The organism is Kitasatospora sp. HUAS MG31 (assembly GCF_040571325.1).
Classification (GTDB): Bacteria; Actinomycetota; Actinomycetes; order Streptomycetales; family Streptomycetaceae; genus Kitasatospora; species Kitasatospora camelliae.
Genome location: NZ_CP159872.1, coordinates 6,449,015 through 6,473,607, shown reverse-complemented (window position 1 = coordinate 6,473,607; position 24,593 = coordinate 6,449,015). Strand labels below are relative to the sequence as shown.

Sequence of the window (24,593 nt, the reverse complement as noted above, 5' to 3'; positions counted from 1 at the left end):
CGGGTGGGGCTGCGGGTTGGGGAGGACCCGGGTCAGTCGCCGAGCCGTTCGCCGGACTCGATCCGGACCCCTCGGGCCCAGTCTGCCGCGCGCATGGGCTTCTTGCCCTGCGGCTGGACCTCGCCCAGCTCGACCTCGTGGCTGCCGGTGCCGACCCGGACGCTGTTCTTCGCCACGGCCAGCTCGCCGGGAGCCAGTTCGGAGCGGTCGGTGAGCAGGGTGACCGGGCCGGAGAGCTTGAGGCGCTCGCCGCGGAAGACGGTCCAGGCGCCGGGGGCGGGGGCGCAGCCGCGGACCAGCCGGTCGATCCTGAGGGCCGGGTGGGCCCAGTCGACGTGCGCGTCCTCGACGTTGATCTTGGGGGCCAGGGTGACGCCGTCGGCGGGCTGCGGCACGGCGTGCAACGAGCCGTCCTCGATGCCGTCCATGGTGGCGGCGAGCAGCCGGGCGCCGGAGTGGGAGAGCCGGGTGAGCAGCTCGCCGCTGGTGTCGCCGGGCCGGATCTCCTCGGTGACCACGCCGAAGACCGGGCCGGAGTCCAGGCCCTGCTCGATCCGGAAGGTGGAGGCGCCGGTGACCTCGTCGCCGGCCAGCACCGCGTGCTGCACGGGGGCCGCGCCGCGCCAGGCTGGCAGCAGCGAGAAGTGCAGGTTCACCCAGCCGTGCGCCGGGATCTCCAGCGCGCCGGGGCGCAGCAGGGCGCCGTACGCGACCACCGGGCAGCAGTCGGGGGCGAGTTCGGTGAGGCGGGCGAGGAAGTCCGGATCGCTCGGCTTCTCCGGCTTGAGCACCTCGATGCCGGCCTCCTCGGCGCGCTGGGCGACCGGGCTGGCGACCAGGCGGCGGCCGCGGCCGGCGGGGGCGTCGGGGCGGGTGACCACCGCGACGACCTCGTGCCGGCCGGAGGCCAGCAGGGCGTCCAGGGCGGGGACGGCGACCTCGGGGGTGCCGGCGAAGACGAGGCGCAATTCGGAGCCTTTCGAGCGGGGTTCGGGTCAGCGGACGGGGCCGAAGGTGGCGTGCGGGGAGATCCGGACGGTCGGCGCGGGGCCGTCCCCCCAGTCGGAGTCCCGGATCGCCTTCATGGCGGCCTTCCTGGCCTCGCGGTCCAGGCGGTCGATGAAGATGATGCCGTCCAGGTGGTCGGTCTCGTGCTGGATGCAGCGGGAGAGCAGCTGGGTGCCCTCGACGGTGACCGGGTCGCCGTGCATGTTCCAGCCCTTGGCGACCACGCCGTACGCCCGCTTGGTGTCGAACTGCAGGCCGGGCAGCGACAGGCAGCCCTCGGGGCCGTCCTGCTCCTCCTCGGTGAGCGACAGGTCCGGGTTGATCAGGTGGCCCACCACGCCGTCCACGTTGTAGGTGAACACCCGCAGGGAGACCCCGAGTTGGGGCGCGGCGAGGCCGGCGCCGGGGGCCTCCAGCATGGTGTCGGTGAGGTCCTTCACCAGGCGGCGGAGCTCCTTGTCGAAGGTGGTCACCGGCTTGGCCTTGGTGCGCAGCACCGGGTCGCCGAATATCCGGATCGGCTGGACGGCCATGTCGGCGTTCTCCTGTCCTGGTCGGGGGTGGACGCTGATCACCAGGCAGTCTATGCAATCCGCGCCGCCCCTCAGGCCGGGCTCGGCACATCCGGACTCCCCCGGGCGCGTGACCCCGGCCCCCGGTCGGGCGTTGGTCAAGTGGAATTGACCGGGACGCCGCGGTGTCCCTCCCTCCCCGCCCCGGGCGGGGCGGGGCCCGGCACGGTACGGAGAGGTGGCAACAGGCCATGGCCGAGCAGATCAACCACGACGCCCGGGCGAGGGCGAGCCTGCACCTGCTGGTGCGGGACATCGAGCGGGTGCGTCGGCAGGTGGACGCGCTGCGGACGCTCACCGCCCAGCTGGGGAACGTCTACCGGCCCCGGCGGCCGTCCACCTCCGCGGGCTTCGTGGTGTACGGGCGGGCGCCCGCGCCCACCGTCCGCCTCGCCCAGGAGCTGCGGGAGAGCGTGGAGACGCTGGTCGCGGCGGCGGTGGAGTTCGACCGGGCGCTGGGCTTCTCCTGGGACTCGGTGGGCTCCGCGCTCGGGGTGACCAAGCAGGCGGTGCACCGCCGCTACGGGATGCGGCGCCCGGCCGGCGAGCTGCTCGCGGCCGCCACCGTGCCCGCCCCGGGCACCCCGCGGGACGACCGGGTGGCCCCGGAGGCCGTGCCGCCGGCCCGGGAGGAGGTGCCGAAGCCGCTGGCCCGTTCCGTCCCGCAGGCCCGCCAGGGCGGTCTGACCCCGCAGGGCGCCCGAATCTCCCGCTGACGGCCGCCGGACCGCGGTCTGCCGCCCCCGTCCGGGGTGCGCGGTCAGGCCGCGGCCGGCGGGGCAGAGGTCGCCAGGCCGCAGGCGCGGTGGTGCGGGGCGACGTTCACTTGACCGGGGACTGCCGCGGCATCCGGAGGGCCGAGCGGGCGGGGTCGGCCGGGGCACTCGCGGCCGCGGGGGCCGTCACGCCCGGTGCGGCCGAGGCCGTGACGGCGGTCGGCACGGGCGACGGCACCGCGTCGGCGTACCGGTCGACCAGGACGAGGGCGAGCACCAGCAGCACGGCCAGCGCGAACACCGCCCCGACGAGCACGGCTCCCCACCGGCTCCGCCCGCCGTCCTCCGCCGGTCGCGCCGGCCGGGGGTACGCGGGCTCCTTGATGGTCGCCGCCCGGACGAACTCCTCGTCCAGCACGACGTCCCACGGGTCGTCCTCCGGCCCGTCACGCCCGGCGGGGCCACGGTCACTGATCGGCACGGCCCACACCCTAGGGGCAGACCCGAGACCTGACCATGGTCCCGTCACAGCCGTTTCTCCCGGGCAGCCCCGGCCGTCAGGGCGCGGTCTCGTACGCGACGGCCTTCTCGGTGACCCCGTCCAGCAGCGGCGTGAGCCGTCCGACCAGCTGCTGGTAGTCGGCGACCCGCCCGTCGGACCACTGGCCGAGGCCGACCACCATCGACCGGCCCACGCCGGAGAACCCCTGCACCATGCCGCTGTCGGCCGCCAGGGTCGGCAGGCCGGAGCCGGGCGGCGGGGCCTGGGCGCCGACCTGGTAGTCGTCGAAGGCCTCGCTCAGCCGCATCACCAGGGTCGCCGTGTCGACCGGGTCCTTCATGGTGAAGACCGACAGGTTGAACTGGTTGTTCCGGGCGTCCTTGTAGAGCGCCACCTGGTGTCCGAGGCACCCGTGACTCTTGTTGATCATCGCGATCAGCGTGGGACCGACCGAGTCGGGCTCGGTGCAGCTCTTCAGCACCGCGGCGCCCACCTTGGTGTAGACCGCGCCGTCGGCACCCTTCACCTCGGCGGGGAACACCTCGGCCAGCGGGATCATCGGCCGGACCGCTCCGGACGCGGCGGAACCGGACGGTACGGCGGAACCGGACGGCGCCGTCGTGCCGGAGGCCGTGGCCGTCGACGCGGCGGAGACCGCGACCGGGCCGGCCGTGGTGGTCGGCTCGTCGGCGGGGCCGAGGAACCGGACGGCGAGGAAGGTCAGCGCCGCGGCGCCCAGCGCGAGACCCGCGTTGCGCGGCCACACCCGCTTGACCGGGGGCTTCGGCATCCCGGGGTGGGCGGGCTCCTTCACGGAGGCGGCCCGGACGAAGTCCTCGTCGAGTACCACGTTCCAGGGGTCGCCGTCCTCGCCGTCCGGCCGGGAGGGGTTCAGGTCATGATCGCTGTTCGCCACGCGCACACCCTAGTGACCAGCGGATACCGTCCGACAACCCGGCGATCACGCCTTGATCACCCTCGGCCGACCGTCCGCCCGTCGGCCGCCGGCCTGCCCGTCAGCCGATGTCCAGCGGGTCGATCCGGATCCGGACCGGGTCCGCGGTGCGCAGCGCGAGCCGGGCGATCTGCGCCGCCTTCAGGGCGGTGGCCAGGGCCGCGCCCTGGCCGGGGGAGACCCGCAGCAGCGCCCGCTCCACCTCCTCGCCCCGGGCGCCCGGCACCGGGACGGGCCCCAGCACGTCCGCGCCCTCCGGCAGCCGGACCAGCCCCAGCAGGTCGGCCACCGCCGCCGGCGAACCCGTCACCGACGCCATCCGCGACACCGGCGGGAAGCGCAGCTGGGCCCGCTCCTGGAGCTCCATCGCCGCGAAACCGGCCGGATCCCAGCGGACCAGCGCCTGCACCGGACGGGCCGTCGGCTCCGCGACCACCACCACCGTGCCGCCCTCCGCCGCCGGACGCACCAGCGACGCCGCCGTCAGCCACCGCCGCAGCGCCTCCTCCCCCGCCCGCAGGTCCGGACGGTTCAGCAGCGCCCAGCCGTCCAGCAGCAGCGCCGCCGCGTACCCGCCCTCGGCCACCGGCTCGGCCCCCGGGGTGGAGATCACCAGTGCCGGCGTCCCGGGCACGCCCGGCAGCACCGACTCCCGGCCCGAGGTGCGCACCGGCACCCGGGGGAACGCCTTGCCCAGCTCCTCCGCCGTCCGCCGCGCCCCGACCACCTGCGCCCGCAGCCGGAACGATCCGCACTCCGGGCAGTGCCAGTCCGGCTCCGACGTACCGCACCACACGCAGGACAGCGGCACGTCCGCCCCGGAGGACTGCATCGGCCCGCCGCAGGGCCGGCAGCGCGCCGGCGCCCGGCACCGCCCGCACGCCAGGCTCGGCACGTACCCGCGGCGCGGCACCTGGATCAGCACCGGGCCCCGGGTCAGCGCCTCGCGCGCCACCTCCCACGCCACCGTGGGCAACCGGGCCGCCTGGGCCGCCGCGTCCCGCCCCTGGTCCTGGTCGGTCACCGTCCGCACCCGCGGCGCCACCGCACGGACGGTCTCCCGCTCGGCCGCCAGCGGGCGCGCCCAGCCGGTGTGCAGCAGCTGCGCCGCCTCCACCGTGGCCGACAGCCCGCCCAGCAGCACCCCCGCACCCTCCTCCGCGGCCCGCAGCAGCGCCACCTCGCGGACGTGCGGGTACGGCGCGTTCAGGTCGCTGTGGCTGCCGTCGCCGTCCGACCACACCACGATCAGGCCCGGCTCCCGCACCGGCGCGAACATCGCCGCCCGGGTACCGACCACCGCGCGCACCGACCCGCGGCTCACCGCCAGCCAGCGCCGGTACCGCTCCTGCGGGCCCGCCTCCGCGGCCAGCACCGCGTGCCGCCCCTCCCCCAGCAGCTCGGTCAGCGCCGCGTCCACCCGGGCCACCGCCCGGCCGTCCGGCAGCACCACCAGCGCCCCGCGGCCCGACGCCAGCGCCGCCGCCACCGCCCGGGCGATCTCCTGCGGCCAGGTCGGACCCGGCAGCGCCGTCCACACCGCGCGCGGGGCGTGACCCGCCGCCAGCGACCCGAGGAACGCCGGCCCCTGCGGGTAGCGCGCCCAGCTCCCCGGCTCCGGCGCGGCCGGCGGCGGCGGCAGCGGCCGCGGGGACGGCTCCGCCTCGGCACCCGCGTGCCGCGGCGGAACGGCCAGCTGCAGCACGTCCGCCAGGGTGCCCGCGTAGCGGTCCGCCACCGCCCGGCACAGCCGCAGCAGCTCCGGGGTCAGCACCCGCTCCGGCGACAGCACCCGCGCCAGCGGGGCCAGCGGACCGGCGTAGTCCGAGGACGCCCGGCGCTCCACGATGAAACCGTCGTGCAGCGCCCCGCCCTCACGACGGCCCGACGCGGCCACCCGGCCGCCGAACCGCACCCGCACCCGGACGCCCGGCTGGGCCTCCTCCGCCATCGCGGCGGGCACCGCGTAGTCGAAGTACTGGTCCAGGCTGAGCACGCCCTTGTCCACCAGCACCCGCGCCACCGGCAGCTCCGCCGCCGTCTCCACCTTCCGCGCGGCCACCCGCGGCCTGGCCTTCCGCACCGTCTCCCGGATGAACGCCAGCTGCTCCCCGGCCCCGTTCCCGCCGCTCATCCGCCCTCCGAACCGCCGTACCCCCGCCCCGCCAACATAACCGACCCCACCGACACCCCGAGCGCCCCGCCGAACCCGAGGCACTCGGCCACCCCCGGAAACGCCAGAGGCGGCAGCCCCCCGAAGGGAACCACCGCCTCAGCAGTCGGACGTCAGGAGTTGACGGCCTTCTTCAGCTCCTCGACCCGGTCGGTCCGCTCCCAGGTGAAGTCCGGCAGCTCGCGCCCGAAGTGCCCGTACGCCGCCGTCTGCGCGTAGATCGGCCGCAGCAGGTCCAGGTCACGGATGATCGCCGCCGGCCGCAGGTCGAACACGTCGGTCACGGCCTTCTGGATGGTGAGCACCGGAACGGTCTCCGTCCCGAAGGTCTCCACGAACAGGCCCACCGGCTCCGCCTTGCCGATCGCGTAAGCGACCTGCACCTCGGCCCGCCGCGCCAGCCCGGCCGCCACGATGTTCTTCGCGACCCACCGCATGGCGTACGCCGCTGAGCGGTCCACCTTGGACGGGTCCTTGCCCGAGAAGGCGCCGCCGCCGTGGCGGGCGTAGCCACCGTAGGTGTCGATGATGATCTTGCGGCCGGTGAGGCCGGCATCGCCCATCGGGCCGCCGATCTCGAAGCGGCCGGTCGGGTTGACCAGCAGGCGGTAGCCCTCGGTCACCAGCTTGATGCCCTCGTCGGCCAGCGCCTTCAGCTCCGGCTCCACCACGAACTCGCGGATGTCCGGGGTCAGCAGCGACTCCAGGTCGATGTCGCTGGCGTGCTGCGAGGAGACCACCACGGTGTCGAGGCGGACGGCCTTGTCGCCGTCGTACTCGATGGTGACCTGGGTCTTGCCGTCGGGGCGCAGGTACGGGATGGTCCCGTTCTTGCGGACCTCGGACAGCCGGCGCGACAGGCGGTGCGCCAGGGTGATCGGCAGCGGCATCAGCTCGGGCGTGTCGTCGCAGGCGTAGCCGAACATCAGGCCCTGGTCGCCGGCGCCCTGCTTGTCCAGGTGGTCGTCGTCACCCTCGACGCGCGCCTCGTAGGCGGTGTCCACACCCTGGGCGATGTCCGGGGACTGCGAGCCGATCGAGACCGACACGCCGCAGGAGGCGCCGTCGAAGCCCTTCTTGGAGCTGTCGTAGCCGATCGCGAGGATCTTGTCCCGGACGAGCTGCGCGATCGGCACGTACGCCTTGGTGGTCACCTCACCGGCGATGTGCACCAGACCGGTGGTGATCAGCGTCTCCACGGCCACGCGCGAGGTCGGGTCCTCCTGCAGGAGGGCGTCCAGGATGGTGTCGCTGATCTGGTCAGCGATCTTGTCGGGGTGACCCTCGGTCACGGACTCCGAGGTGAACAGGCGGCGAGACACAGCGCTCCCTGGGGTTGCAGCGGCTGCTGACTGAATGCCTCGAAGCCCGAGACATCCGGAAAGACTTTGATTCCTGGAGTGTAACGGTCACCCGCCTCCGACGGGCACTCCCGCACCCGTTAATGAGACCAGTACCGCACCCCTATCGGCCCAGCCAGAGGCCCAGCCGGAGGGCCCGCGCGGAGGCCCGCGCGAGGACCCGGTGGAACGCCTGCCGGACGCCCGCCGAACGCCCGCCCGGCCTCAGGCGAGCCGGGCCGCGACCTCGTCCCAGACCCGGTCGGCCAACGCCTCCTTCGGTCCGTCCGGGACGTGGACCTCCGCCCCGTCCGCGCCGAGCACGACCGCGGCGTTGGTGTCCCGGCCGAACACCTTGGTCTCGCCGACCTCGTTCACCACCAGCAGGTCGCACCCCTTGCGGGCGAGCTTGGCGCGGCCGTTGGCGAGCGCGTCGTCGGTCTCGGCGGCGAAGCCGACCACCAGCTGGCCCGGGCGGGCCCGGTGGGCGGAGAGCTCGGCGAGGATGTCGGGGTTGCGCACCAGGGCGACCGGGGCGGGCTCGACCCCCTCCACCTTCTTGATCTTGCCGCTGGCGTACTCGGCGGGCCGGAAGTCGGCGACGGCGGCGGCCATCACCACCACGTCCGCGTCGACCACGGCCTTCAGCGCGGCCTCCCGCAGCTGCAGCGCGGTGGAGACCCTGACCACGTCCACCCCGGCCGGGTCGGGCAGCTCGGCGTTGGCCGACAGCAGGGTGACCCGGGCACCGCGGGCGGCGGCGGTGGCGGCCAGCGCGTACCCCTGCTTGCCGGAGGAGCGGTTGCCGAGGAAGCGGACCGGGTCGAGCGGCTCGCGGGTGCCGCCGGCGGAGACCACCACGTGCCGGCCGGCCAGGTCGCGCTCCAGGGAGCCCCGGGCGAGCACCCGGCGGCAGGCCTCGAAGATCGCGGCGGGCTCGGGCAGCCGGCCCTTGCCGGTGTCCACCCCGGTGAGCCGGCCGACGGCGGGCTCCAGGACGATCGCGCCGCGCCGGCGCAGGGTGGCGACGTTCTCCTGGGTGGCCGGGTGCTCCCACATCTCGGTGTGCATGGCCGGGGCGAACACCACCGGACAGCGGGCGGTGAGCAGGGTGTTGGTGAGCAGGTCGTCGGCCAGGCCGTGGGCGGCCTTGGCCATCAGGTCGGCGGTGGCCGGGGCGACCACCACCAGGTCGGCGTTCTGGCCGATCCGCACGTGCGGGACCTCGTGCACGCTCTCCCAGGTCTCGGTGGCCGCGGGCCGTCCGGAGAGCGCGGCCCAGGTGGCCTCGCCGACGAACTGCAGCGCCGCGGCGGTCGGCACCACGGTCACCGCGTGCCCGGACTCGGTCAGCCGTCGCAGCAGCTCACAGGCCTTGTACGCGGCGATGCCGCCGCTGACGCCGAGGACGACACGGGGGGCGGTCATGGTGGCCAGTTCTCCTTGGGGTGGGGTCGTGGCCCACCTTACGACCCTTCAGACGCCCGGCGCGATGTCGCGGTGACCACAGCGGGTACCGGGCGGCGGACCCGCGTCCGGACATGCGTGAGGGCCCGCCGGAGCGAACTCCGACGGGCCCTCACGAGCGGGCTCAGGCAGCCTCGATGGCCTCGGCCGTGAGCAGGCCGGCGTTGATCTCGCGCAGCGAGATCGACAGCGGCTTCTCGTGCACGTGGGTGTCGACCAGGGGGCCGACGTACTCCAGCAGGCCCTCGCCGAGCTGCGAGTAGTACGCGTTGATCTGGCGGGCACGCTTGGCCGCGTAGATCACCAGGCTGTACTTGGAGTCGGTGGCCTCGAGGAGCTCATCGATCGGCGGGTTGATGATGCCCTCAGGCGCGGTCATCGAAGAGGACACGCTAGAACCTTCCGAGAAAGTATGGGTCGGACCTGCTCCACCAGCTCACGGAGCGGATCCGGTCAGGCTACACCGAGCAAGGCTAGCAGTTCGGCCGCTACCTCTTCGACGGAGGTGTTGACAAGGGTCGTGTCGAACTCGGGCTCGGCGGCCAGCTCGACCTTGGCGGCCTCCAGCCGCTGCTCGATCACGTGCTGCGGCTCGGTACCCCGGCCGGTGAGCCGGCGGACCAGCTCGTCCCAGCTCGGCGGAGCCAGGAAGACCAGCTGCGCCTCGGGCATCGACTCGCGCACCTGCCGCGCGCCCTGCAGGTCGATCTCCAGCAGCACCGGCTCGCCGCGTTCGAGCTTGTCCAGGACGGCCTGGCGCGGCGTGCCGTAGCGGTTGCCGGCGAAGACGGCCCACTCCAGCAGTTCGCCGTTGGCGACCAGCTTGTCGAACTGGTCGTTGTCGACGAAGTGGTACTGGACCCCGTCCTTCTCGCCGGGCCGCGGGTGGCGGGTCGTCGCCGACACCGAGAGCCAGACCTCGGGGTACTGCTTCCTCATATGAGCGACGACCGTGCTCTTGCCGACCCCCGAAGGGCCGGAGAGCACGGTCAGCCGCGGACGTTCACTCATGCACCGATTATCCCGGATCGCGGACGTTCCGGAGACCACCGGGTGCCACCTGGCAGTGGAATCAGGAGGCAGCGCCGCCGAACTCCCGCTCCAGCGAGGCGATCTGGTTCGTTCCGAGGCCGCGCACGCGACGGCTCTCGGAGATGCCGAGACGCTCCATGATCTGCTTGGCGCGGACCTTGCCGACGCCCGGCAGGGACTCCAGCAGGGCGGAGACCTTCATCTTGCCGATGACCTCGTCGTCGGCCTTGCCGGCCTTGATGACGTCGTGCAGCGAGGCGCCGGAGTGCTTGAGCCGGTTCTTGACGTCGGCACGCTTCCGCCGAGCCTCGGCGGCCTTGGCGAGCGCGGCGGCGCGCTGTTCAGGAGTAAGGGGCGGAAGAGCCACGCCGTTCACCTCAGGTGTGGATGGAAGGGATGAGCTATGACTGGTTGTGCCCGGCCACCGAACACAGGCTTCTGACCTGCGGGAAGCGGCCGAAACCGCCGCCCTTCGGCGACCTACCGCCGGACACTACCCAACTTAGGCCGCCACGTCAGGAAAAGAACACGAAAAGTCCTGGTCAGCCATGCCAGAGCCAGGACTTTTCGGGCAAATCAGGCCGCCGGGGTCACAGCTTTGTGACGGTGCTCACATCCTCGACGAAGCGCTGGGCCGCCTCGCGGAGCGCCGCGACCGACGGACCGTGCTTCAGCACGTCGCGGCTGACGCTGGGCAGCACGTTGCGGACGGAGTCGCCGAAGACCCGGGGCAGGTCGGCCGCGGTCGCGCCCTGGGCGCCCACGCCGGGGGCCAGCAGCGGGCCGTTGATCGCCAGGTCCGCCCCGGCCTCGGTCAGGGTGGCGCCGACCACCGCGCCGAAGGACCCGAGCGGCTCGGCGCCGGCGTTCTCGGCCGCGAGCCGGCGCAGGACGCCCTGGGCCACGCTCTGTCCGTCGGCCCCGGTGGCGCGCTGCACCTCGTGGCCCTCCGGGTTGGAGGTGAGCGCCAGCGCGAACAGGCCGCAGCCGTTCGCCCGGGCCAGGTCCACGGCCGGCTGCAGCGAGCCGAAGCCCAGGTAGGGGCTGACCGTCAGGGCGTCCGAGAACAGCGGGCTGCCCTCGGCCAGGAACGCCTCGGCGTAGGCGGCCATGGTGGAGCCGATGTCGCCGCGCTTGGCGTCCATCACCACCAGCGCGCCGGCGGCGCGGGCCTCGGCCGTGCAGCGCTCCAGGACGGCGACGCCCCGGGAGCCGAACCGCTCGAAGAAGGCCGCCTGCGGCTTGAGCACGGCAACCCGGTCGGCCAGCGCCTCGACCACCGTCCGGGAGAAGGTCTCCAGGCCGGCCAGGTCGTCGCCCAGGCCCCAGGCGGTCAGCAGGGAGGCGTGCGGGTCGATGCCCACGCAGAGCTGGCCGCGGGTGTCCATGGCGTGGCGCAGGCGGGTGCCGAAGGGGGCGAGGGTCATGGGGTCCTTCCGGTGGCGGCGGTCGGTCGGCCGGGTGGGCACCGACCGCCTCGGTGGAGAGCTCGGTGGGGAGGGGACGGGCAGGGGCGGCGGCGGCCGGTCAGACCGCCTTGGCGGTGCCCACGGCCTCGGCGACGGTGGCGTACCCGCTGGCCCGCAGGCGGGCCGCCAGGCCCTTGTGCAGGCGCCGCATCCAGAACGGCCCCTCGTAGATGAACGCGCTGTAGCCCTGGACCAGGTCGGCGCCGTGGACGATCCGCTGCCAGGCGTCGTCCGCGGTCTCGATGCCGCCGACCGAGACGATCGCCAGCCGGCCCTCGGTGCGGGCGCGCAGCCGCTGCAGGACCTCCAGCGAGCGGGCCTTCAGCGGGGCGCCGGACAGGCCGCCCGTGCCGATCTCCTCGATCCGCTCGGCGGACTCCCTGAGGCCCTCGCGGCCGATCGTGGTGTTGGTCGCGATGATGCCGTCCAGGCCCAGGTGGAGGGCCATGTCGGCGATCTCGTCGATGTCCTCGTCGGCCAGGTCGGGGGCGATCTTCACCAGCAGCGGGACATGGTGGCCGGTGACCTCGTCGGCGGCCTTGCGGACGTCCCACAGCAGCGGGCCGAGCACCTGGACGGCCTGCAGGTTGCGCAGCCCGGGGGTGTTCGGGGAGGAGACGTTGACCACCAGGTAGTCGGCGTACGGCGCCAGGCGGCGGGCGGACTTGAGGTAGTCCTCGGTGGCGTCGGCCTCGTCGACCACCTTGGTCTTGCCGATGTTGACGCCGATCACCGGGGTGGAGGTGGTGTGCGGGCGGGCGGCGAGACGGGCGGCGACCTTCTCGGAGCCGTCGTTGTTGAAGCCCATCCGGTTGATCAGGGCCCGGTCCTCGACCAGGCGGAACAGCCGCGGCGCCGGGTTGCCCGGCTGGGCCTCGCCGGTGACGGTGCCGATCTCGACGAAGTCGAAGCCCAGCATGGACAGGCCGTCGATGCCGACGCCGTTCTTGTCGAAGCCGGCGCCGAGGCCGACCGGTCCGGGCAGGTCCAGGCCGAGGGCGGTGGTCCGCAGCCGGGGGTCGCGCGGGGCCAGCACCAGGCGGACCAGCGAGCGCAGGCCCGGCACCGAGGCCGCCAGCCGGATCCAGAAGAAGGCGAGGTGGTGGGCCTTCTCCGGGTCCATCTTCTTGAAGACCAGGTCGAACAGGAGCTTGTACACAGCGCCCTTCCTGAGGGTGAGCAAGGGTGTGGGGGGCACCCCGTCGTGCGGTGTGCCCCCCACGGGTCTCGGCGGTCGCGTCTAAGGGTCCGACGGGCCCTTACTTGCGACCGGCGTTGATCAGCGCCGCGTGCTCCTGCAGCGACATCACGCCGACCTCGCCGCGCAGCAGGGCGTCGATGCCCTGGACGGCCGCGCCCATCGCCTGGACGGTGGTCAGGCAGGGCACGCCGCGGGAGACGGCGGCGGTGCGGATCTCGTAGCCGTCCATCCGGCTGCCGGTGCCGTACGGCGTGTTGATGATCAGGTCGATCTCGCCGCCGTGGATCAGCTGGACGATGGTCCGCTCGCCGTTCGGGCCCTCGCCCTCGCTGTGCTTGCGCACCACGGTGGCCGGGATGCCGGCCCGCTGCAGCACCTCGGCGGTGCCGGTGGTGGCCAGCAGCTCGAAGCCGAGCTCGACCAGGGCGCGGGCCGGGAAGACCAGGTTGCGCTTGTCGCGGTTGGCGACCGAGACGAAGACCTTGCCCTTGGTCGGCAGCGCGCCGTACGCGCCGGCCTGCGACTTGGCGTACGCCGTGCCGAAGACCCGGTCGATGCCCATGACCTCGCCGGTGGAGCGCATCTCGGGGCCGAGCACGGTGTCCACGCCGCGGCCGTGCACGTCGCGGAAGCGCGACCACGGCATCACGGCCTCCTTGACCGAGATCGGCGCGTCGGCCGGCAGGGTGCCGCCGTCGCCCTCGGCCGGGAGCAGGCCCTCCTGGCGCAGCTCGGCGATGGTGGCGCCGAGCGAGATCCGGGCGGCCGCCTTGGCCAGCGGCACGGCGGTGGCCTTGGAGGTGAACGGCACGGTCCGCGAGGCGCGCGGGTTGGCCTCCAGGACGTAGAGGATGTCGCCGGCCAGCGCGAACTGGATGTTGATCAGGCCGCGCACCCCGACGCCCCGCGCGATGCCCTCGGTGGCGGTGCGCAGGCGCTTGATGTCGAAGCCGCCCAGGGTGATCGGCGGCAGGGCGCAGGCCGAGTCGCCGGAGTGGATGCCGGCCTCCTCGATGTGCTCCATGACGCCGCCGAGGTAGAGGTCGGTGCCGTCGTAGAGCGCGTCCACGTCGATCTCCACCGCGTCGTCCAGGAAGCGGTCGATGAGCACCGGGTGCTCGGAGATCAGGCCGGCGTGCCGGTCCAGGTAGGAGGCGAGCGAGGCCTCGTCGTAGACGATCTCCATGCCGCGGCCGCCGAGCACGTAGGACGGGCGGGCGAGCACCGGGTAGCCGATCTCGTCGGCGATGGCCTTGGCCTCCTCGAAGGAGAAGGCGGTGCCGTGCTTGGGGGCCGGCAGGCCGGCGTCGCGCAGCACGCGGCCGAAGGCGCCGCGCTCCTCGGCGAGGTGGATGGCCTCCGGGGAGGTGCCGACCACCGGGACGCCGTTGTCCTTGAGCGCCTGGGCCAGGCCCAGCGGGGTCTGGCCGCCGAGCTGGACGATGACGCCGGCGAGCGGGCCGGCCTCCTGCTCGGCGTGGACGATCTCCAGGACGTCCTCCAGGGTGAGCGGCTCGAAGTAGAGCCGGTCGGAGGTGTCGTAGTCGGTGGAGACGGTCTCCGGGTTGCAGTTGACCATCACGGTCTCGTACCCGGCCTCGGCCAGCGCGAAGGAGGCGTGGACGCAGGAGTAGTCGAACTCGATGCCCTGGCCGATGCGGTTCGGGCCGGAGCCGAGGATGATCACGGCGGGCCGGGTGCGCGGGGCGACCTCGTTCTCCTCGTCGTACGAGGAGTAGAAGTACGGGGTCTTGGCGGCGAACTCGGCGGCGCAGGTGTCCACGGTCTTGAACACCGGGCGGATGCCGAGGGCGTGCCGGACCTCGCGGACCACGTCGGCCTTGAGGCCGCGGATCTCGCCGATCTGCTGGTCGGAGAAGCCGTGCCGCTTGGCGTGGCGGAGCAGCTCGGGGGTGAGCTTCTCGGCGTCGGCGAGCTCGGCGGCGATCTCGTCCAGCAGGAAGAGCTGGTCGACGAACCACGGGTCGATCTTGGTGGCCTCGAACACCTCCTCGGGGGTGGCGCCGGCCCGGATGGCCTCCATGACGGTGTTGATCCGGCCGTCGGTCGGCACGACCGCCTTGGCCAGCAGCGCGTCCTTGTCGCCGATCGGGCCGGCCCAGGAGAACTGGGAGTCCTTCTTCTCCAGCGAGCGCAGCGCCTTGTTGAGCGCCTCGGGGAAGTTGCGGCCCATCGCCATGGCCTCGCCGACCGACTTCATGGTGGTGGTGAGGGTGGCGTCGGCCGAGGGGAACTTCTCGAAGGCGAACCGCGGGACCTTGACGACCACGTAGTCGAGCGTCGGCTCGAAGGAGGCCGGGGTCTGCTCGGTGATGTCGTTGGGGATCTCGTCCAGGGTGTAGCCGACGGCCAGCTTGGCGGCGATCTTGGCGATCGGGAAGCCGGTGGCCTTGGAGGCGAGCGCCGAGGAGCGGGAGACGCGCGGGTTCATCTCGATGACGATGACCCGGCCGTCCTCGGGGTTGACCGCGAACTGGATGTTGCAGCCGCCGGTGTCGACGCCGACCTCGCGGATGACGGCGATGCCGATGTCGCGGAGGATCTGGTACTCGCGGTCGGTCAGGGTCATCGCCGGGGCGACGGTGATGGAGTCGCCGGTGTGGACGCCCATCGGGTCGAAGTTCTCGATGGAGCAGACGACCACGACGTTGTCCATCTTGTCGCGCATCAGCTCCAGCTCGTACTCCTTCCAGCCGAGGATGGACTCCTCCAGGAGCACCTCGGTGGTCGGCGAGAGGGCCAGGCCCTGGCCGGCGATGCGGCGCAGGTCCTCCTCGTCGTGGGCGAAGCCGGAGCCGGCGCCGCCCATGGTGAAGGAGGGGCGGACGACGACCGGGTACCCGCCGAGGGTCTCGACGCCGGCGAGCACGTCCTCCATGGAGTGGCAGATCACCGAGCGGGCGGACTCGCCGTGGCCGATCTTGGCGTTGACCGCCTCGACCACGCCCTTGAACAGATCGCGGTCCTCGCCCTTGTTGATCGCCTCGACGTCGGCGCCGATCAGCTCGACGTTGTACTTCTCCAGCGTCCCGGCCTTGTGCAGCGAGATCGCGGTGTTGAGCGCGGTCTGGCCGCCGAGGGTCGGCAGCAGCGCGTCGGGGCGCTCCTTGGCGATGATCTTCTCGACGAACTCCGGGGTGATCGGCTCGACGTAGGTGGCGTCGGCGATCTCCGGGTCGGTCATGATCGTGGCCGGGTTGGAGTTGACCAGGATGACCCGCAGGCCCTCGGCCTTGAGCACCCGGCAGGCCTGGGTGCCGGAGTAGTCGAACTCAGCCGCCTGGCCGATGACGATCGGGCCGGAGCCGATGACCAGGACGGACTTGATGTCGGTGCGCTTAGGCACGCTGGCCCTCCATGAGCTTCACGAAACGATCGAAGAGGTACGCCGCGTCGTGCGGGCCGGCGGCGGCCTCCGGGTGGTACTGCACGCTGAAGGCCGGGACGTCCAGGCACTGGAGGCCCTCGACCACGTCGTCGTTGAGGCAGACGTGGGAGACCTCGACCCGGCCGTACGGCGTCTCGCTGACCTTGTCCAGCGGCGCCTGGACGGCGAAGCCGTGGTTGTGCGCGGTGACCTCCACCTTGCCGGTGGTGCGGTCCTGGACCGGCTGGTTGATGCCGCGGTGGCCGTACTTGAGCTTGTAGGTGCCGAAGCCCAGCGCGCGGCCGAGGATCTGGTTGCCGAAGCAGATGCCGAAGAACGGGGTCTTCCGCTCCAGCACGGCCTGCGCCACGGCGACCTGGCGGTCGGCGGTGGCCGGGTCGCCCGGGCCGTTGGAGAAGAACACGCCGTCGGGGTTGACGGCGTAGACGTCCTCGACGGTGGCGCCGGCGGGGAGCACGTGCACCTCGATGCCGCGCTCGGCCATCCGCTGCGGGGTCATCGCCTTGATGCCGAGGTCCAGGGCGGCGACGGTGAACCGCTTCTCACCGATCGCCGGGACCACGTACGGCTCGGTGGTGGCGACCTCGGCGCACAGGTCGGCGCCCTTCATCTCGGGGGCCTGGAGCACCCGGGCGAGCAGCGCCTGCTCGTCGGCCAGCGCCTGGCCGGAGAAGATGCCGACCCGCATCGCGCCGCGCTCGCGCAGGTGGCGGGTGAGCGCGCGGGTGTCGATGCCGCTGATGCCGACGACGCCCTGGCTCGCGAGTTCCTCGTCCAGCGAGCGGCGGGAGCGCCAGTTGGAGGCGACCCGGGCGGGGTCGCGGACCACGTAGCCGGCGACCCAGATCCGCTTGGACTCGTCGTCCTCGTCGTTCCAGCCGGTGTTGCCGATCTGCGGGGCGGTCATCACGACCACCTGGCGGTGGTACGACGGGTCGGTGAGGGTCTCCTGGTAGCCGGACATGCCGGTGTTGAAGACCGCCTCGCCGAAGGTCTCGCCGGTCGCGCCGTAGGCCTGGCCGCGGAAGGTCCGGCCGTCCTCCAGGACGAGCACGGCGGGCACGCGCTCCCGGCGGGCAGCCCGGGGCTGCCGTGAGGTGGTGGGGGCAGGTGCGGTCATGTGGCGGCCTCTTCCGTCTTCTTCGTCTTCGTACGTGTAACCAGAGCCTCGACCGCCTCGACCCAGGCGGCGTGCTCGTCGGGGTGGTCGGCCCGGACCCCGGAGTCGATGGCGGTGCCGTCGAGCGTCCAGGTGACGACCAGGATCCCGGCGGGGACGACCTTGCCGGCGATGCCCGAGTCCTGGCGGGCGCCGGTGAGCGCCTGCGCCGGGATCCACAGGTCGGTGTCACCGGGGCGGAGCACCAGCAGGCCCCGCTCGGTGAGGGTCAGGTCGGCCCGGCTGCGGTTGCCGAGGCCGTGCGCGACGACCCGGTCCAGCCAGTTCCCGGCGGTGGTCGAGCCGTGGTAGCGGCCGCTGGTCTCCAGGATCGCCGGGCCGGCGTCGGCCGGCACGGCGGGCAGCGGCGGGAGGCCGGACTGCAGGGTGCGGCGCCAGTTCCAGCCCTGCCGCATCAGCCAGTAGACCAGGCCGATCACGATCAGCAGGCCGACCGTCCAGCCGATGTAGCCGGGCCAGTCGGTGACCCTGGCCTGTTCCTGCGCGAGGTGGCGCATCAGAGCTCGACCAGCTCGCCGGCGAGCACGGTGGCCTTGCCGCGGAGGAAGGTCGCGTGCACCCGTCCGGGCAGGTCCATGCCCTTGTAGGGGGTGTTGCGGCTGCGGGTGGCGAAACTGTCCGGATTCACGGCACCACGGTACGCGGGATCGAACAGCACCAGGTTCGCCGGCTCACCCACCGAGATCGGGCGGCCCTGGCCGGTGAGACGGCCGATCCGGGCCGGTCGGCGGGACATCCGGTCGGCCACGCCCTCCCAGTTCAGCAGGCCGGTGTCGACCATGGTCTGCTGGACCACCGACAGGGCGGTCTCCAGGCCGACCATGCCCATCGCGGCGACGGCCCACTCGCAGTCCTTGTCCTCCGCCGGGTGCGGGGCGTGGTCGGTGGCGACGGCGTCGATGGTGCCGTCGGCCAGCGCGGCGCGCAGCGCCTCCACGTCGGCGGCGGTGCGCAGCGGCGGGTTGACCTTGTAGACCGGGTCGTAGCTGCGGACCATCTCGTCGGTGAGCAGCAGGTGGTGCGGGGTCACCTCGGCGGTGACGTTCCAGCCCTTCTGCTTGGCCCAGCGGACGATCTCCACCGAGCCGGCGGTGGAGAGGTGGCAGACGTGCAGCCGGGAGCCGACGTGGGCGGCGAGCAGCACGTCGCGGGCGATGATCGACTCCTCGGCGACGGCCGGCCAGCCGCCGAGCCCGAGCTCGCCGGAGACCTGGCCCTCGTTCATCTGGGCGCCCTCGGTCAGCCGGGGCTCCTGGGCGTGCTGGGCGACGACGCCGTCGAAGGCCTTCACGTACTCCAGGGCGCGGCGCATGATCACCGCGTCGTCCACGCACTTGCCGTCGTCGGAGAAGACCCGCACGCCGGCGGCCGAGTCGTGCATGGCGCCGAGCTCGGCGAGCTTCTTGCCCTCCAGGCCGACGGTGACGGCGCCGACCGGCTGCACGTCGCAGTAGCCGTGCTCCTGGCCGAGCCGCCAGACCTGCTCGACCACGCCGGCGGTGTCGGCGACCGGGAAGGTGTTGGCCATCGCGTGCACGGCCGTGTAGCCGCCCATGGCGGCGGCCTGGGTGCCGGTGAGGACGGTCTCGGCGTCCTCGCGGCCGGGCTCGCGCAGGTGGGTGTGCAGGTCGACCAGGCCGGGCAGGGCGATCAGGCCGTGGCCGTCGATGTCGATGTCCGCCTCGACGGTCAGGCCCTCGCCGATCTCCTGGAACACCCCGTCGGCGATGTGGATGTCCTTGGCGGCGCCGCCCAGGATCTGGACGTTGCGGATGAGGTAGCTGGTCACTGGGCGGCCTCGTTCGTTTCGGTGCGGGCGGGCTCGGCGTTGTCGGCGAAGACGGCGCCGCCGAGCAGGAGGTAGAGGACGGCCATCCGGACGGAGACGCCGTTGGCGACCTGCTCCACCACGGTGCAGCGCGGGGAGTCGGCGACCTCGGCGGTGATCTCCATGCCGCGGACCATCGGGCCGGGGTGCATCACGATGGCGTGCTCGGGCAGCTGGGCCATCCGGATGCCGTCCATGCCGTAGCGGCGGGAGTACTCGCGCTCGGTGGGGAAGAACGCGGCGTTCATCCGCTCCCGCTGGACCCGCAGCATCATCAGCGCGTCGGTCTTCGGCAGGACGGCGTCGAGGTCGTAGCTGACCTGGCAGGGCCAGTTCTCGATGCCGATCGGCATCAGCGTGGGCGGGGCCACGAAGGTGACCTCGGCGCCCAGGGTGGTCAGCAGGTGCACGTTGGACCGGGCGACCCGGCTGTGCAGGACGTCGCCGACGATGGTGATCCGGCGGCCGGCCAGGTCGCGGCCGTTGCCGGGGTTGAGGTGACGGCGCATGGTGAACGCGTCGAGCAGCGCCTGGGTGGGGTGCTCGTGGGTGCCGTCGCCGGCGTTGATCACGCTGCCGCGCAGCCAGTCGGACTGGGCGAGCCGGGCCGGGGCGCCGGAGGCGTGGTGCCGGATGACCACGGCGTCGGCGCCCATCGCCTGGAGGGTGAGCGCGGTGTCCTTGAGGCTCTCGCCCTTGGAGACCGAGGAGCCCTTGGCGGAGAAGTTGATGACGTCGGCGGAGAGCCGCTTCTCGGCGACCTCGAAGGAGGTCTTGGTGCGGGTCGAGTCCTCGAAGAAGAGGTTGACCACGGTGCGGCCGCGCAGGGTGGGGAGCTTCTTGACGGCCCGTCCGGAGAGCTGGGCCAGCTCCTCGGCGGTGTCCAGGATGAGCAGGGCGTCGTCGCGGGTGAGGTCTGCGGCGGAGACGAGGTGGCGCTTCACGCGGGTCACTCCGAGGGGTGCGTGTCAGAGGCGGGCGCGGCGAGCGCCTGGGAGGAGCGGGCCGTGTAGTCGCGGTCGCCGACCAGGACGGCGTCCACGCCGTCGCTGTCGGAGAGGCGGACCTGGACGGCCTCGCGCAGCGAGGTGGGGAGGTTCTTGCCCACGTAGTCGGCGCGGATCGGGAGCTCGCGGTGGCCCCGGTCGACCAGGACGGCGAGCTGCACGGCGCGTGGGCGGCCGATGTCGCTGAGCGCGTCCAGCGCGGCGCGGATGGTGCGGCCGGAGAAGAGCACGTCGTCGACGAGGATCACCAGGCGGCCGTCGATGCCGTCGGCCGGGATCTCGGTGTGCTCCAGCGCGCGGGCGGGCTTCAGCCGCAGGTCGTCCCGGTACATGGTGATGTCCAGGGTGCCGAGCGGGATCTCGCGGCCGGTGATCTGGGTGAGCTTGGCGTGCAGCCGGCGGGCCAGGTGGACCCCGCGGGTGTGGATGCCGAGGAGGACGACGTCCTCCGCGCCCTTGGCGCGCTCCACGATCTCGTGGGCGATGCGGGTGACGACCCGCGCGATGTCCGTGCCGTCCAGCACCTGGTGCGGCGGCCTCGGAGCGGACTGGTGGTGTGCGGTCATGCCGAAGCGGACCTCCTTCCCCGCCTCACGGGACGGGCCTTAAAGGATGTCTGGGAAGGGCCTTCGCCTGTGGCGGAAGCCTCGCCCATGGTAGCAGTGCGCGTACCGCCGCATCGGAGAGCGGGGTTCCGCTTTCCCCCTCCCGGCGGTACCGGAACGGTTCACGGCACGGCTGCCGCCCATTCGCACGACTGCCCCATTCGGCTTGACGCGACTACCTCACTCTACGTAACCTCACAGTGAGTTACGACATGGCCGCCGTACCCACCGGTACCGAGCGCCGGGGCCGCGTCACCCATCGGGCCTCGTGGCTCAATCACAGAACGCGAAGCAATCCTCCGGGGAGAACAATGTCCAGCGACTACGCGAAGCAGCTCGGGGCCAAGCTCCGGGCGATCCGCACTCAGCAGGGTCTCTCCCTGCACGGCGTCGAGGAAAAGTCCCAGGGTCGCTGGAAGGCCGTCGTCGTCGGTTCGTACGAGCGCGGCGACCGTGCCGTGACCGTCCAGCGCCTGGCCGAGCTCGCCGAGTTCTACGGCGTGCCGGTGCAGGAGCTGCTGCCCGGCGGCACCCCGGGCGGGGCGGCCGAGCCGCCGCCGCGCCTGGTCCTCGACCTGGAGAGACTGACCCAGGTCCCGTCCGAGAAGGCCGGCCCGCTACAGCGCTACGCGGCGACCATCCAGAGCCAGCGCGGCGACTACAACGGCAAGGTCCTCTCGATCCGCCAGGACGACCTGCGCACCCTGGCCGTCATCTACGACCAGTCCCCCTCGATCCTCACCGAGCAGCTGATCAGCTGGGGCGTCCTCAATCCGGACGCCCGCCGCGCGGTGCGCGAGGAGGAGGCGGGCTGATCCTCGGACTGCCCGCAGAAACGTCACGGCGGGGCGTACGGCAGCAGCCGCACGCCCCGCCGTCGCCGTACCCGCCCCACCCTCGCCGCGGCCGCCCCCGAGCGTCCGCCGGTCAGCACACCGAGCCGAGGCTGAAGCCCGGCAGCGCCTCGACGCCCTCCATCCGGACGGCCGCCGGGGCGTAGTCGTACCCGCTGCTCTGCCACGCCCACGCCACCTGCCGGTACTCCCCGCAGCCGCCGGCCCCGCCCTGCGTCCCGTGCAGCAGCGCCGCCCCCGGGAGCTCGCGGACCAGCCCGGCGCAGAGCACCGCGCACACCAGGTCCAGCTCCTCGTCGTGGAGCCGCACCACGCCGTCCTCCCAGTGCAGGATCCGCGCCCGGGCGTGCAGCTCACCGCCCGGCGCGTCCACCACGCAGTGGAACTCGTACGCCCCGTACCCCGCGCCGACCAGCATCCGCCGGAACAGCTCCGCCCCCTGCTCGTACGCCTGCCGGATCCGCGGCCCGCCCCGCTCCTCCGACCGCGCCGGACCCAGCAGCCCCTCGTCCAGCAGCAGGTCGGCGTGGCGGAGCGTCAGACCGCTCTCCCGGGCCCGGACCAGACGCGGCATGAAGTCGCCGACCAGCTCCTCGTCCTGGTACGGCAGCAGCTGGGTCTGCAGCGGCGGGTTCACCAGGTACCGGTCCCGGGCGGCCGGCTCGGCGGGGTCCAGGCCGTGCAGCAGGCAGAAGTCCGCGAAGTCCTCCGGGTGGAACATCCGCGCCCGCACGCTGCCGAACACCCGGCGCGCCTCGGCCAGCAGCACGGCGGTGTCCAGCAGGTACGCGTCCCAGTCCGCGGCGTCGGTGAGGCGCCACGCCCGGGCCCGCTCGAAGTCCTCCGCACTGGTCAGGATGCCCGTCACGAACGCTTCCCCGGAACGTCGGGCGGCACCGGCGGAGGTGCAGCGGGAGGGCCGGGCGTGACGGCTGTTCCTGGTCATCGGGGGCTCCTGAGGGGCAGTGCGTTCCGTAACGGCGGGTGCGCCGCTGCCCCCTTCCTCCCCACCCTCACGAATCGCACACGTACGTGCTGTCACAGACTTGTAACTGAAAGCGACGGTACACCGCCAAGCCGGACCGGGAGCACGGTCGACCCCGCACACCGGGCCGACCGCCTCGGGGCCGTTGCTACTGCCGTGGGGCGCGGGCGAGTTGGCGGGACTGGGCGACGAGGCGGTCGGTGGAGTCCCAGATCTCGCAGTCCTCCTCGAAGTAGCCGCCGGCCAGGTTGCTGGTGGCGTGGGTGACCCGCAGCCAGCCCGGGGCGGGGGTGGCCCGCAGGTGGACGGTGAGTTCGATGGTCGGCGCCCAGCCGGGCCGGCCGAGGTCGAAGGTGACCGGCGGCAGCGCGTCCGCGACCAGCAGCAGCATCAGCGGATCCGGCTCCCGCCCGTCCGCCAGCCGGAACCACCCCTGGATCCGGCCCTGCTTGGACGGCTGCCCGACCGCCCAGCCGACCGTCGCCGGGTCCAGCCGCAGGTCGAACCGCTCCAGCAGCGCCGCCTGCGAGATCAGCTCCTTGGGCGCGTGCTCCACGCCGATGCACTGCTCCGGCGGCGGCATCACCGGCGGCTGCGCCGAGGTGTGCACCTCGCCGTCCAGCTCCGCCAGGTCGCCGTAGGTGGCGAGCACCCGCAGTCGCTCCTCGCCGTCCTGGGAGAGCACGGCCTGGCCGGTGGAGAGCGAGTTGCCCCGCCGGATCACCTCGGTCCGCACCGAGGCGGGCCCGGGACGGGAGGTGGAGAGGTAGTAGCCGCTGATGGAGAGCGGGTCGCGGTGGTCGCCGTGCGCCAGCGAGAGCGCGTGGCCCGCGACCGCCAGCAGCAGCCCGCCGTTGACCCCGCCGCCGATCTGCCAGCCGGCGCCGAGCTCCGCCTCGTACCGGCCGGCCTCGCTCCCGTGCGGCTCCAGCGCGATGCCCTGGTCGAACTCGCTCCGTCTCGCGGTACCCATCGTTCCCAGCCCTTCACCCCGAACGAACCCCGACATTACTAAGCGGTAGCTTACGCCTGCGGCCCACCCGCGCGAAGGCTTGGGCCGTTCGGCCCCGGACGTCTCGCCGCTCACCACCCCGCACCCTACGGTCGACCGGGTACGAGCGGGAACGGATGTCTGGAGCCCCCGTGAGCGACCAACCGCAGCAACCGCCCGGCACCCCCGGCCCCGGCTGGGGAACCCCGGGTCCCGGCGCACCCGGCTCCGGTACGCCCGGCCCGGGTACGCCCGGCACCCCCGGAGCCCCGGGTCCCGGCACCCCCGGCCCCGGCGCCGGCACCCCCGGCGGACCCGCCTGGGGGACGCCGCCGCCCCCGCCGCCCCCGCCGCCCCAGCCGAAGAGCCGGTTCGGCCGCGGCTGCCTGGTCGGCTGCCTGATCAGCGCGCTGGTGGTGGTGATCGTCGTGGTCGTCGTCGTCCTGGTCGTCGTCAACCGCGACGACAACACCGACCACCCGCCCGCCGAGGACGTCTCGATCACCTCCTGCGCGGTCGACGCCACCACCGGCTTCCCCCAGGCGAGGCTCCGGATCGTCAACCACAGCTCGAAGTCCTCGACCTACCTGATCGGGGTGGAGTTCGTGAACGCCGCCGGCACCCGGATCTCCGAGAGCGCGGCCACCACCGCCGCCCTCGCCCCGAACCAGACCGCCGAGGCCACCGCCGGCAGCCTCGACCGCGCGAGCGGCGCGATCACCTGCCGCCTCACCACGGTGCAGCGCTTCGCCTCCTGAGGCCGCGGCAGAGCGGCGCCGGGAACGACGGGAGCCGCCGGACCAGTGCGGTCCGGCGGCTCTCGGGTGGTGCGGGGGCTCGGCCCCGACCGGGCGTCGGTCAGTCCCGACGGATGGTCGGCTTGAGCTCCAGGAAGCGGGCGAGCATGCCGTTCACGAAGGCGGGCGACTCGTCCGTGGAGTACTCCTTGGCGATCTCGACGGCCTCGTCCAGAACGACGGCGTCCGGAGTGCCGTCCTCCCAGATCAGCTCGTACGCGCCGAGGCGGAGCACGTTGCGGTCCGCGATCGGCATCCGGTCGAGCGTCCAGCCCACCGCGTAGGTGGAGATCAGGTCGTCGATCCGGCGGGCGTACTGGGCGTAGCCCTCGATCAGCTGCATGGTGTACTCCGCGACCTGCGGAATACCCTCGTCCGGCTTCGGGTCGCGCGCGCGGGCGACCCAGTCGGCGAGTACCCGCTCGGGCGACACACCGCGGTGGTCGGCCTCGAACAGGATCTGGAAGGCCCGGGTACGGGCCTTGCTACGTGCACTCGCCAC

The 24,593-nt window shown here is 73.1% G+C and carries 24 protein-coding genes; 3 read left to right on the top strand and 21 right to left on the bottom strand.

Annotated elements, in window-relative coordinates:
- Positions 1-32: 32 nt before the first annotated feature.
- Both fmt and def read right to left on the bottom strand, forming a co-directional pair.
- Positions 33-968 (bottom strand): methionyl-tRNA formyltransferase, encoded by a 936-nt coding sequence (fmt, locus tag ABWK59_RS28915; protein ID WP_354643577.1) that lies wholly within the window; start codon positions 966-968, stop codon positions 33-35.
- Positions 969-995: 27 nt separating this feature from the next.
- Positions 996-1,541, bottom strand: a complete 546-nt coding sequence (gene def, locus ABWK59_RS28910) for a peptide deformylase (protein ID WP_354643576.1) — start codon at positions 1,539-1,541, stop codon at positions 996-998.
- 230 nt (positions 1,542-1,771) lie between these two features.
- Between def and ABWK59_RS28905 the strand changes: the two genes are divergently transcribed.
- Positions 1,772-2,296: a hypothetical protein gene (locus tag ABWK59_RS28905; RefSeq protein WP_354643575.1), complete on the top strand. Its 525-nt coding sequence runs from the start codon at positions 1,772-1,774 to the stop codon at positions 2,294-2,296.
- Between the two features lie 106 nt (positions 2,297-2,402).
- On the opposite strand, the gene ABWK59_RS28900 is transcribed toward ABWK59_RS28905, so the two are convergent.
- From ABWK59_RS28900 to pyrR, 16 genes are all read right to left on the bottom strand, one after another.
- Positions 2,403-2,777: a hypothetical protein gene (locus ABWK59_RS28900; RefSeq protein ID WP_354643574.1), complete on the bottom strand. Its 375-nt coding sequence runs from the start codon at positions 2,775-2,777 to the stop codon at positions 2,403-2,405.
- A gap of 76 nt (positions 2,778-2,853) precedes the next feature.
- Complete coding sequence (locus ABWK59_RS28895) at positions 2,854-3,714, bottom strand: hypothetical protein (RefSeq protein WP_354643573.1); 861 nt, start codon at positions 3,712-3,714, stop codon at positions 2,854-2,856.
- 100 nt (positions 3,715-3,814) lie between these two features.
- Entirely contained in the window at positions 3,815-5,887 is a 2,073-nt protein-coding gene (locus ABWK59_RS28890) for a primosomal protein N' (protein ID WP_354643572.1), read from the bottom strand.
- A gap of 152 nt (positions 5,888-6,039) precedes the next feature.
- The gene (metK, locus tag ABWK59_RS28885; RefSeq protein ID WP_354643571.1) at positions 6,040-7,248 is read right to left on the bottom strand and encodes a methionine adenosyltransferase; all 1,209 of its coding nucleotides are present in this window, start codon (positions 7,246-7,248) and stop codon (positions 6,040-6,042) included.
- A 243-nt stretch (positions 7,249-7,491) separates the two neighbouring features.
- Positions 7,492-8,694: a bifunctional phosphopantothenoylcysteine decarboxylase/phosphopantothenate--cysteine ligase CoaBC gene (gene coaBC / locus ABWK59_RS28880; protein WP_354643570.1), complete on the bottom strand. Its 1,203-nt coding sequence runs from the start codon at positions 8,692-8,694 to the stop codon at positions 7,492-7,494.
- A gap of 163 nt (positions 8,695-8,857) precedes the next feature.
- Complete coding sequence (rpoZ, locus tag ABWK59_RS28875; protein ID WP_354643569.1) at positions 8,858-9,124, bottom strand: DNA-directed RNA polymerase subunit omega; 267 nt, start codon at positions 9,122-9,124, stop codon at positions 8,858-8,860.
- A gap of 62 nt (positions 9,125-9,186) precedes the next feature.
- Positions 9,187-9,744 carry a guanylate kinase gene (gmk, locus tag ABWK59_RS28870; protein WP_354643568.1) on the bottom strand — a complete coding sequence of 186 codons (558 nt, stop codon included), beginning with the start codon at positions 9,742-9,744 and terminating at the stop codon, positions 9,187-9,189.
- 61 nt (positions 9,745-9,805) lie between these two features.
- Positions 9,806-10,132 (bottom strand): integration host factor, actinobacterial type, encoded by a 327-nt coding sequence (mihF, locus tag ABWK59_RS28865; protein ID WP_033819202.1) that lies wholly within the window; start codon positions 10,130-10,132, stop codon positions 9,806-9,808.
- 223 nt (positions 10,133-10,355) lie between these two features.
- A complete protein-coding gene (pyrF, locus tag ABWK59_RS28860) occupies positions 10,356-11,192 on the bottom strand; it encodes an orotidine-5'-phosphate decarboxylase (protein WP_354643567.1) in 837 nt (278 codons plus the stop codon).
- A 100-nt stretch (positions 11,193-11,292) separates the two neighbouring features.
- Entirely contained in the window at positions 11,293-12,393 is a 1,101-nt protein-coding gene (locus tag ABWK59_RS28855) for a quinone-dependent dihydroorotate dehydrogenase (RefSeq protein WP_354643566.1), read from the bottom strand.
- Positions 12,394-12,493: 100 nt separating this feature from the next.
- Positions 12,494-15,802, bottom strand: a complete 3,309-nt coding sequence (gene carB, locus ABWK59_RS28850; protein ID WP_354643565.1) for a carbamoyl-phosphate synthase large subunit — start codon at positions 15,800-15,802, stop codon at positions 12,494-12,496.
- On the bottom strand, positions 15,795-16,964 hold the full coding sequence (gene carA, locus ABWK59_RS28845) for a glutamine-hydrolyzing carbamoyl-phosphate synthase small subunit (protein WP_354643564.1): 1,170 nt from the start codon (positions 16,962-16,964) through the stop codon (positions 15,795-15,797). The genes carB and carA overlap by 8 nt, the downstream gene beginning before the upstream one ends.
- A complete protein-coding gene (locus ABWK59_RS28840) occupies positions 16,961-17,521 on the bottom strand; it encodes a hypothetical protein (protein ID WP_354643563.1) in 561 nt (186 codons plus the stop codon). The genes carA and ABWK59_RS28840 overlap by 4 nt, the downstream gene beginning before the upstream one ends.
- On the bottom strand, positions 17,521-18,813 hold the full coding sequence (locus ABWK59_RS28835) for a dihydroorotase (protein ID WP_354643562.1): 1,293 nt from the start codon (positions 18,811-18,813) through the stop codon (positions 17,521-17,523). Before ABWK59_RS28835 ends, ABWK59_RS28840 begins: the two co-directional genes overlap by 1 nt.
- Positions 18,810-19,796: an aspartate carbamoyltransferase catalytic subunit gene (locus tag ABWK59_RS28830; protein WP_354643561.1), complete on the bottom strand. Its 987-nt coding sequence runs from the start codon at positions 19,794-19,796 to the stop codon at positions 18,810-18,812. The genes ABWK59_RS28835 and ABWK59_RS28830 overlap by 4 nt, the downstream gene beginning before the upstream one ends.
- Before the next feature lie 5 nt (positions 19,797-19,801).
- On the bottom strand, positions 19,802-20,425 hold the full coding sequence (pyrR, locus tag ABWK59_RS28825; protein ID WP_354643560.1) for a bifunctional pyr operon transcriptional regulator/uracil phosphoribosyltransferase PyrR: 624 nt from the start codon (positions 20,423-20,425) through the stop codon (positions 19,802-19,804).
- A gap of 350 nt (positions 20,426-20,775) precedes the next feature.
- Between pyrR and ABWK59_RS28820 the strand changes: the two genes are divergently transcribed.
- Entirely contained in the window at positions 20,776-21,279 is a 504-nt protein-coding gene (locus ABWK59_RS28820) for a transcriptional regulator (RefSeq protein WP_354643559.1), read from the top strand.
- A gap of 112 nt (positions 21,280-21,391) precedes the next feature.
- On the opposite strand, the gene ABWK59_RS28815 is transcribed toward ABWK59_RS28820, so the two are convergent.
- Together ABWK59_RS28815 and ABWK59_RS28810 are read right to left on the bottom strand one after the other, a co-directional pair.
- Positions 21,392-22,186 carry a hypothetical protein gene (locus ABWK59_RS28815; RefSeq protein WP_354643558.1) on the bottom strand — a complete coding sequence of 265 codons (795 nt, stop codon included), beginning with the start codon at positions 22,184-22,186 and terminating at the stop codon, positions 21,392-21,394.
- Between the two features lie 265 nt (positions 22,187-22,451).
- Positions 22,452-23,276: a thioesterase family protein gene (locus tag ABWK59_RS28810; RefSeq protein ID WP_354643557.1), complete on the bottom strand. Its 825-nt coding sequence runs from the start codon at positions 23,274-23,276 to the stop codon at positions 22,452-22,454.
- Positions 23,277-23,446: 170 nt separating this feature from the next.
- Here ABWK59_RS28810 and ABWK59_RS28805 point away from each other — a divergent pair, with 170 nt between their 5' ends.
- A complete protein-coding gene (locus ABWK59_RS28805; RefSeq protein ID WP_354643556.1) occupies positions 23,447-24,052 on the top strand; it encodes a hypothetical protein in 606 nt (201 codons plus the stop codon).
- 100 nt (positions 24,053-24,152) lie between these two features.
- On the opposite strand, the gene nusB is transcribed toward ABWK59_RS28805, so the two are convergent.
- On the bottom strand, positions 24,153-24,593 hold the full coding sequence (gene nusB, locus ABWK59_RS28800) for a transcription antitermination factor NusB (RefSeq protein ID WP_354643555.1): 441 nt from the start codon (positions 24,591-24,593) through the stop codon (positions 24,153-24,155).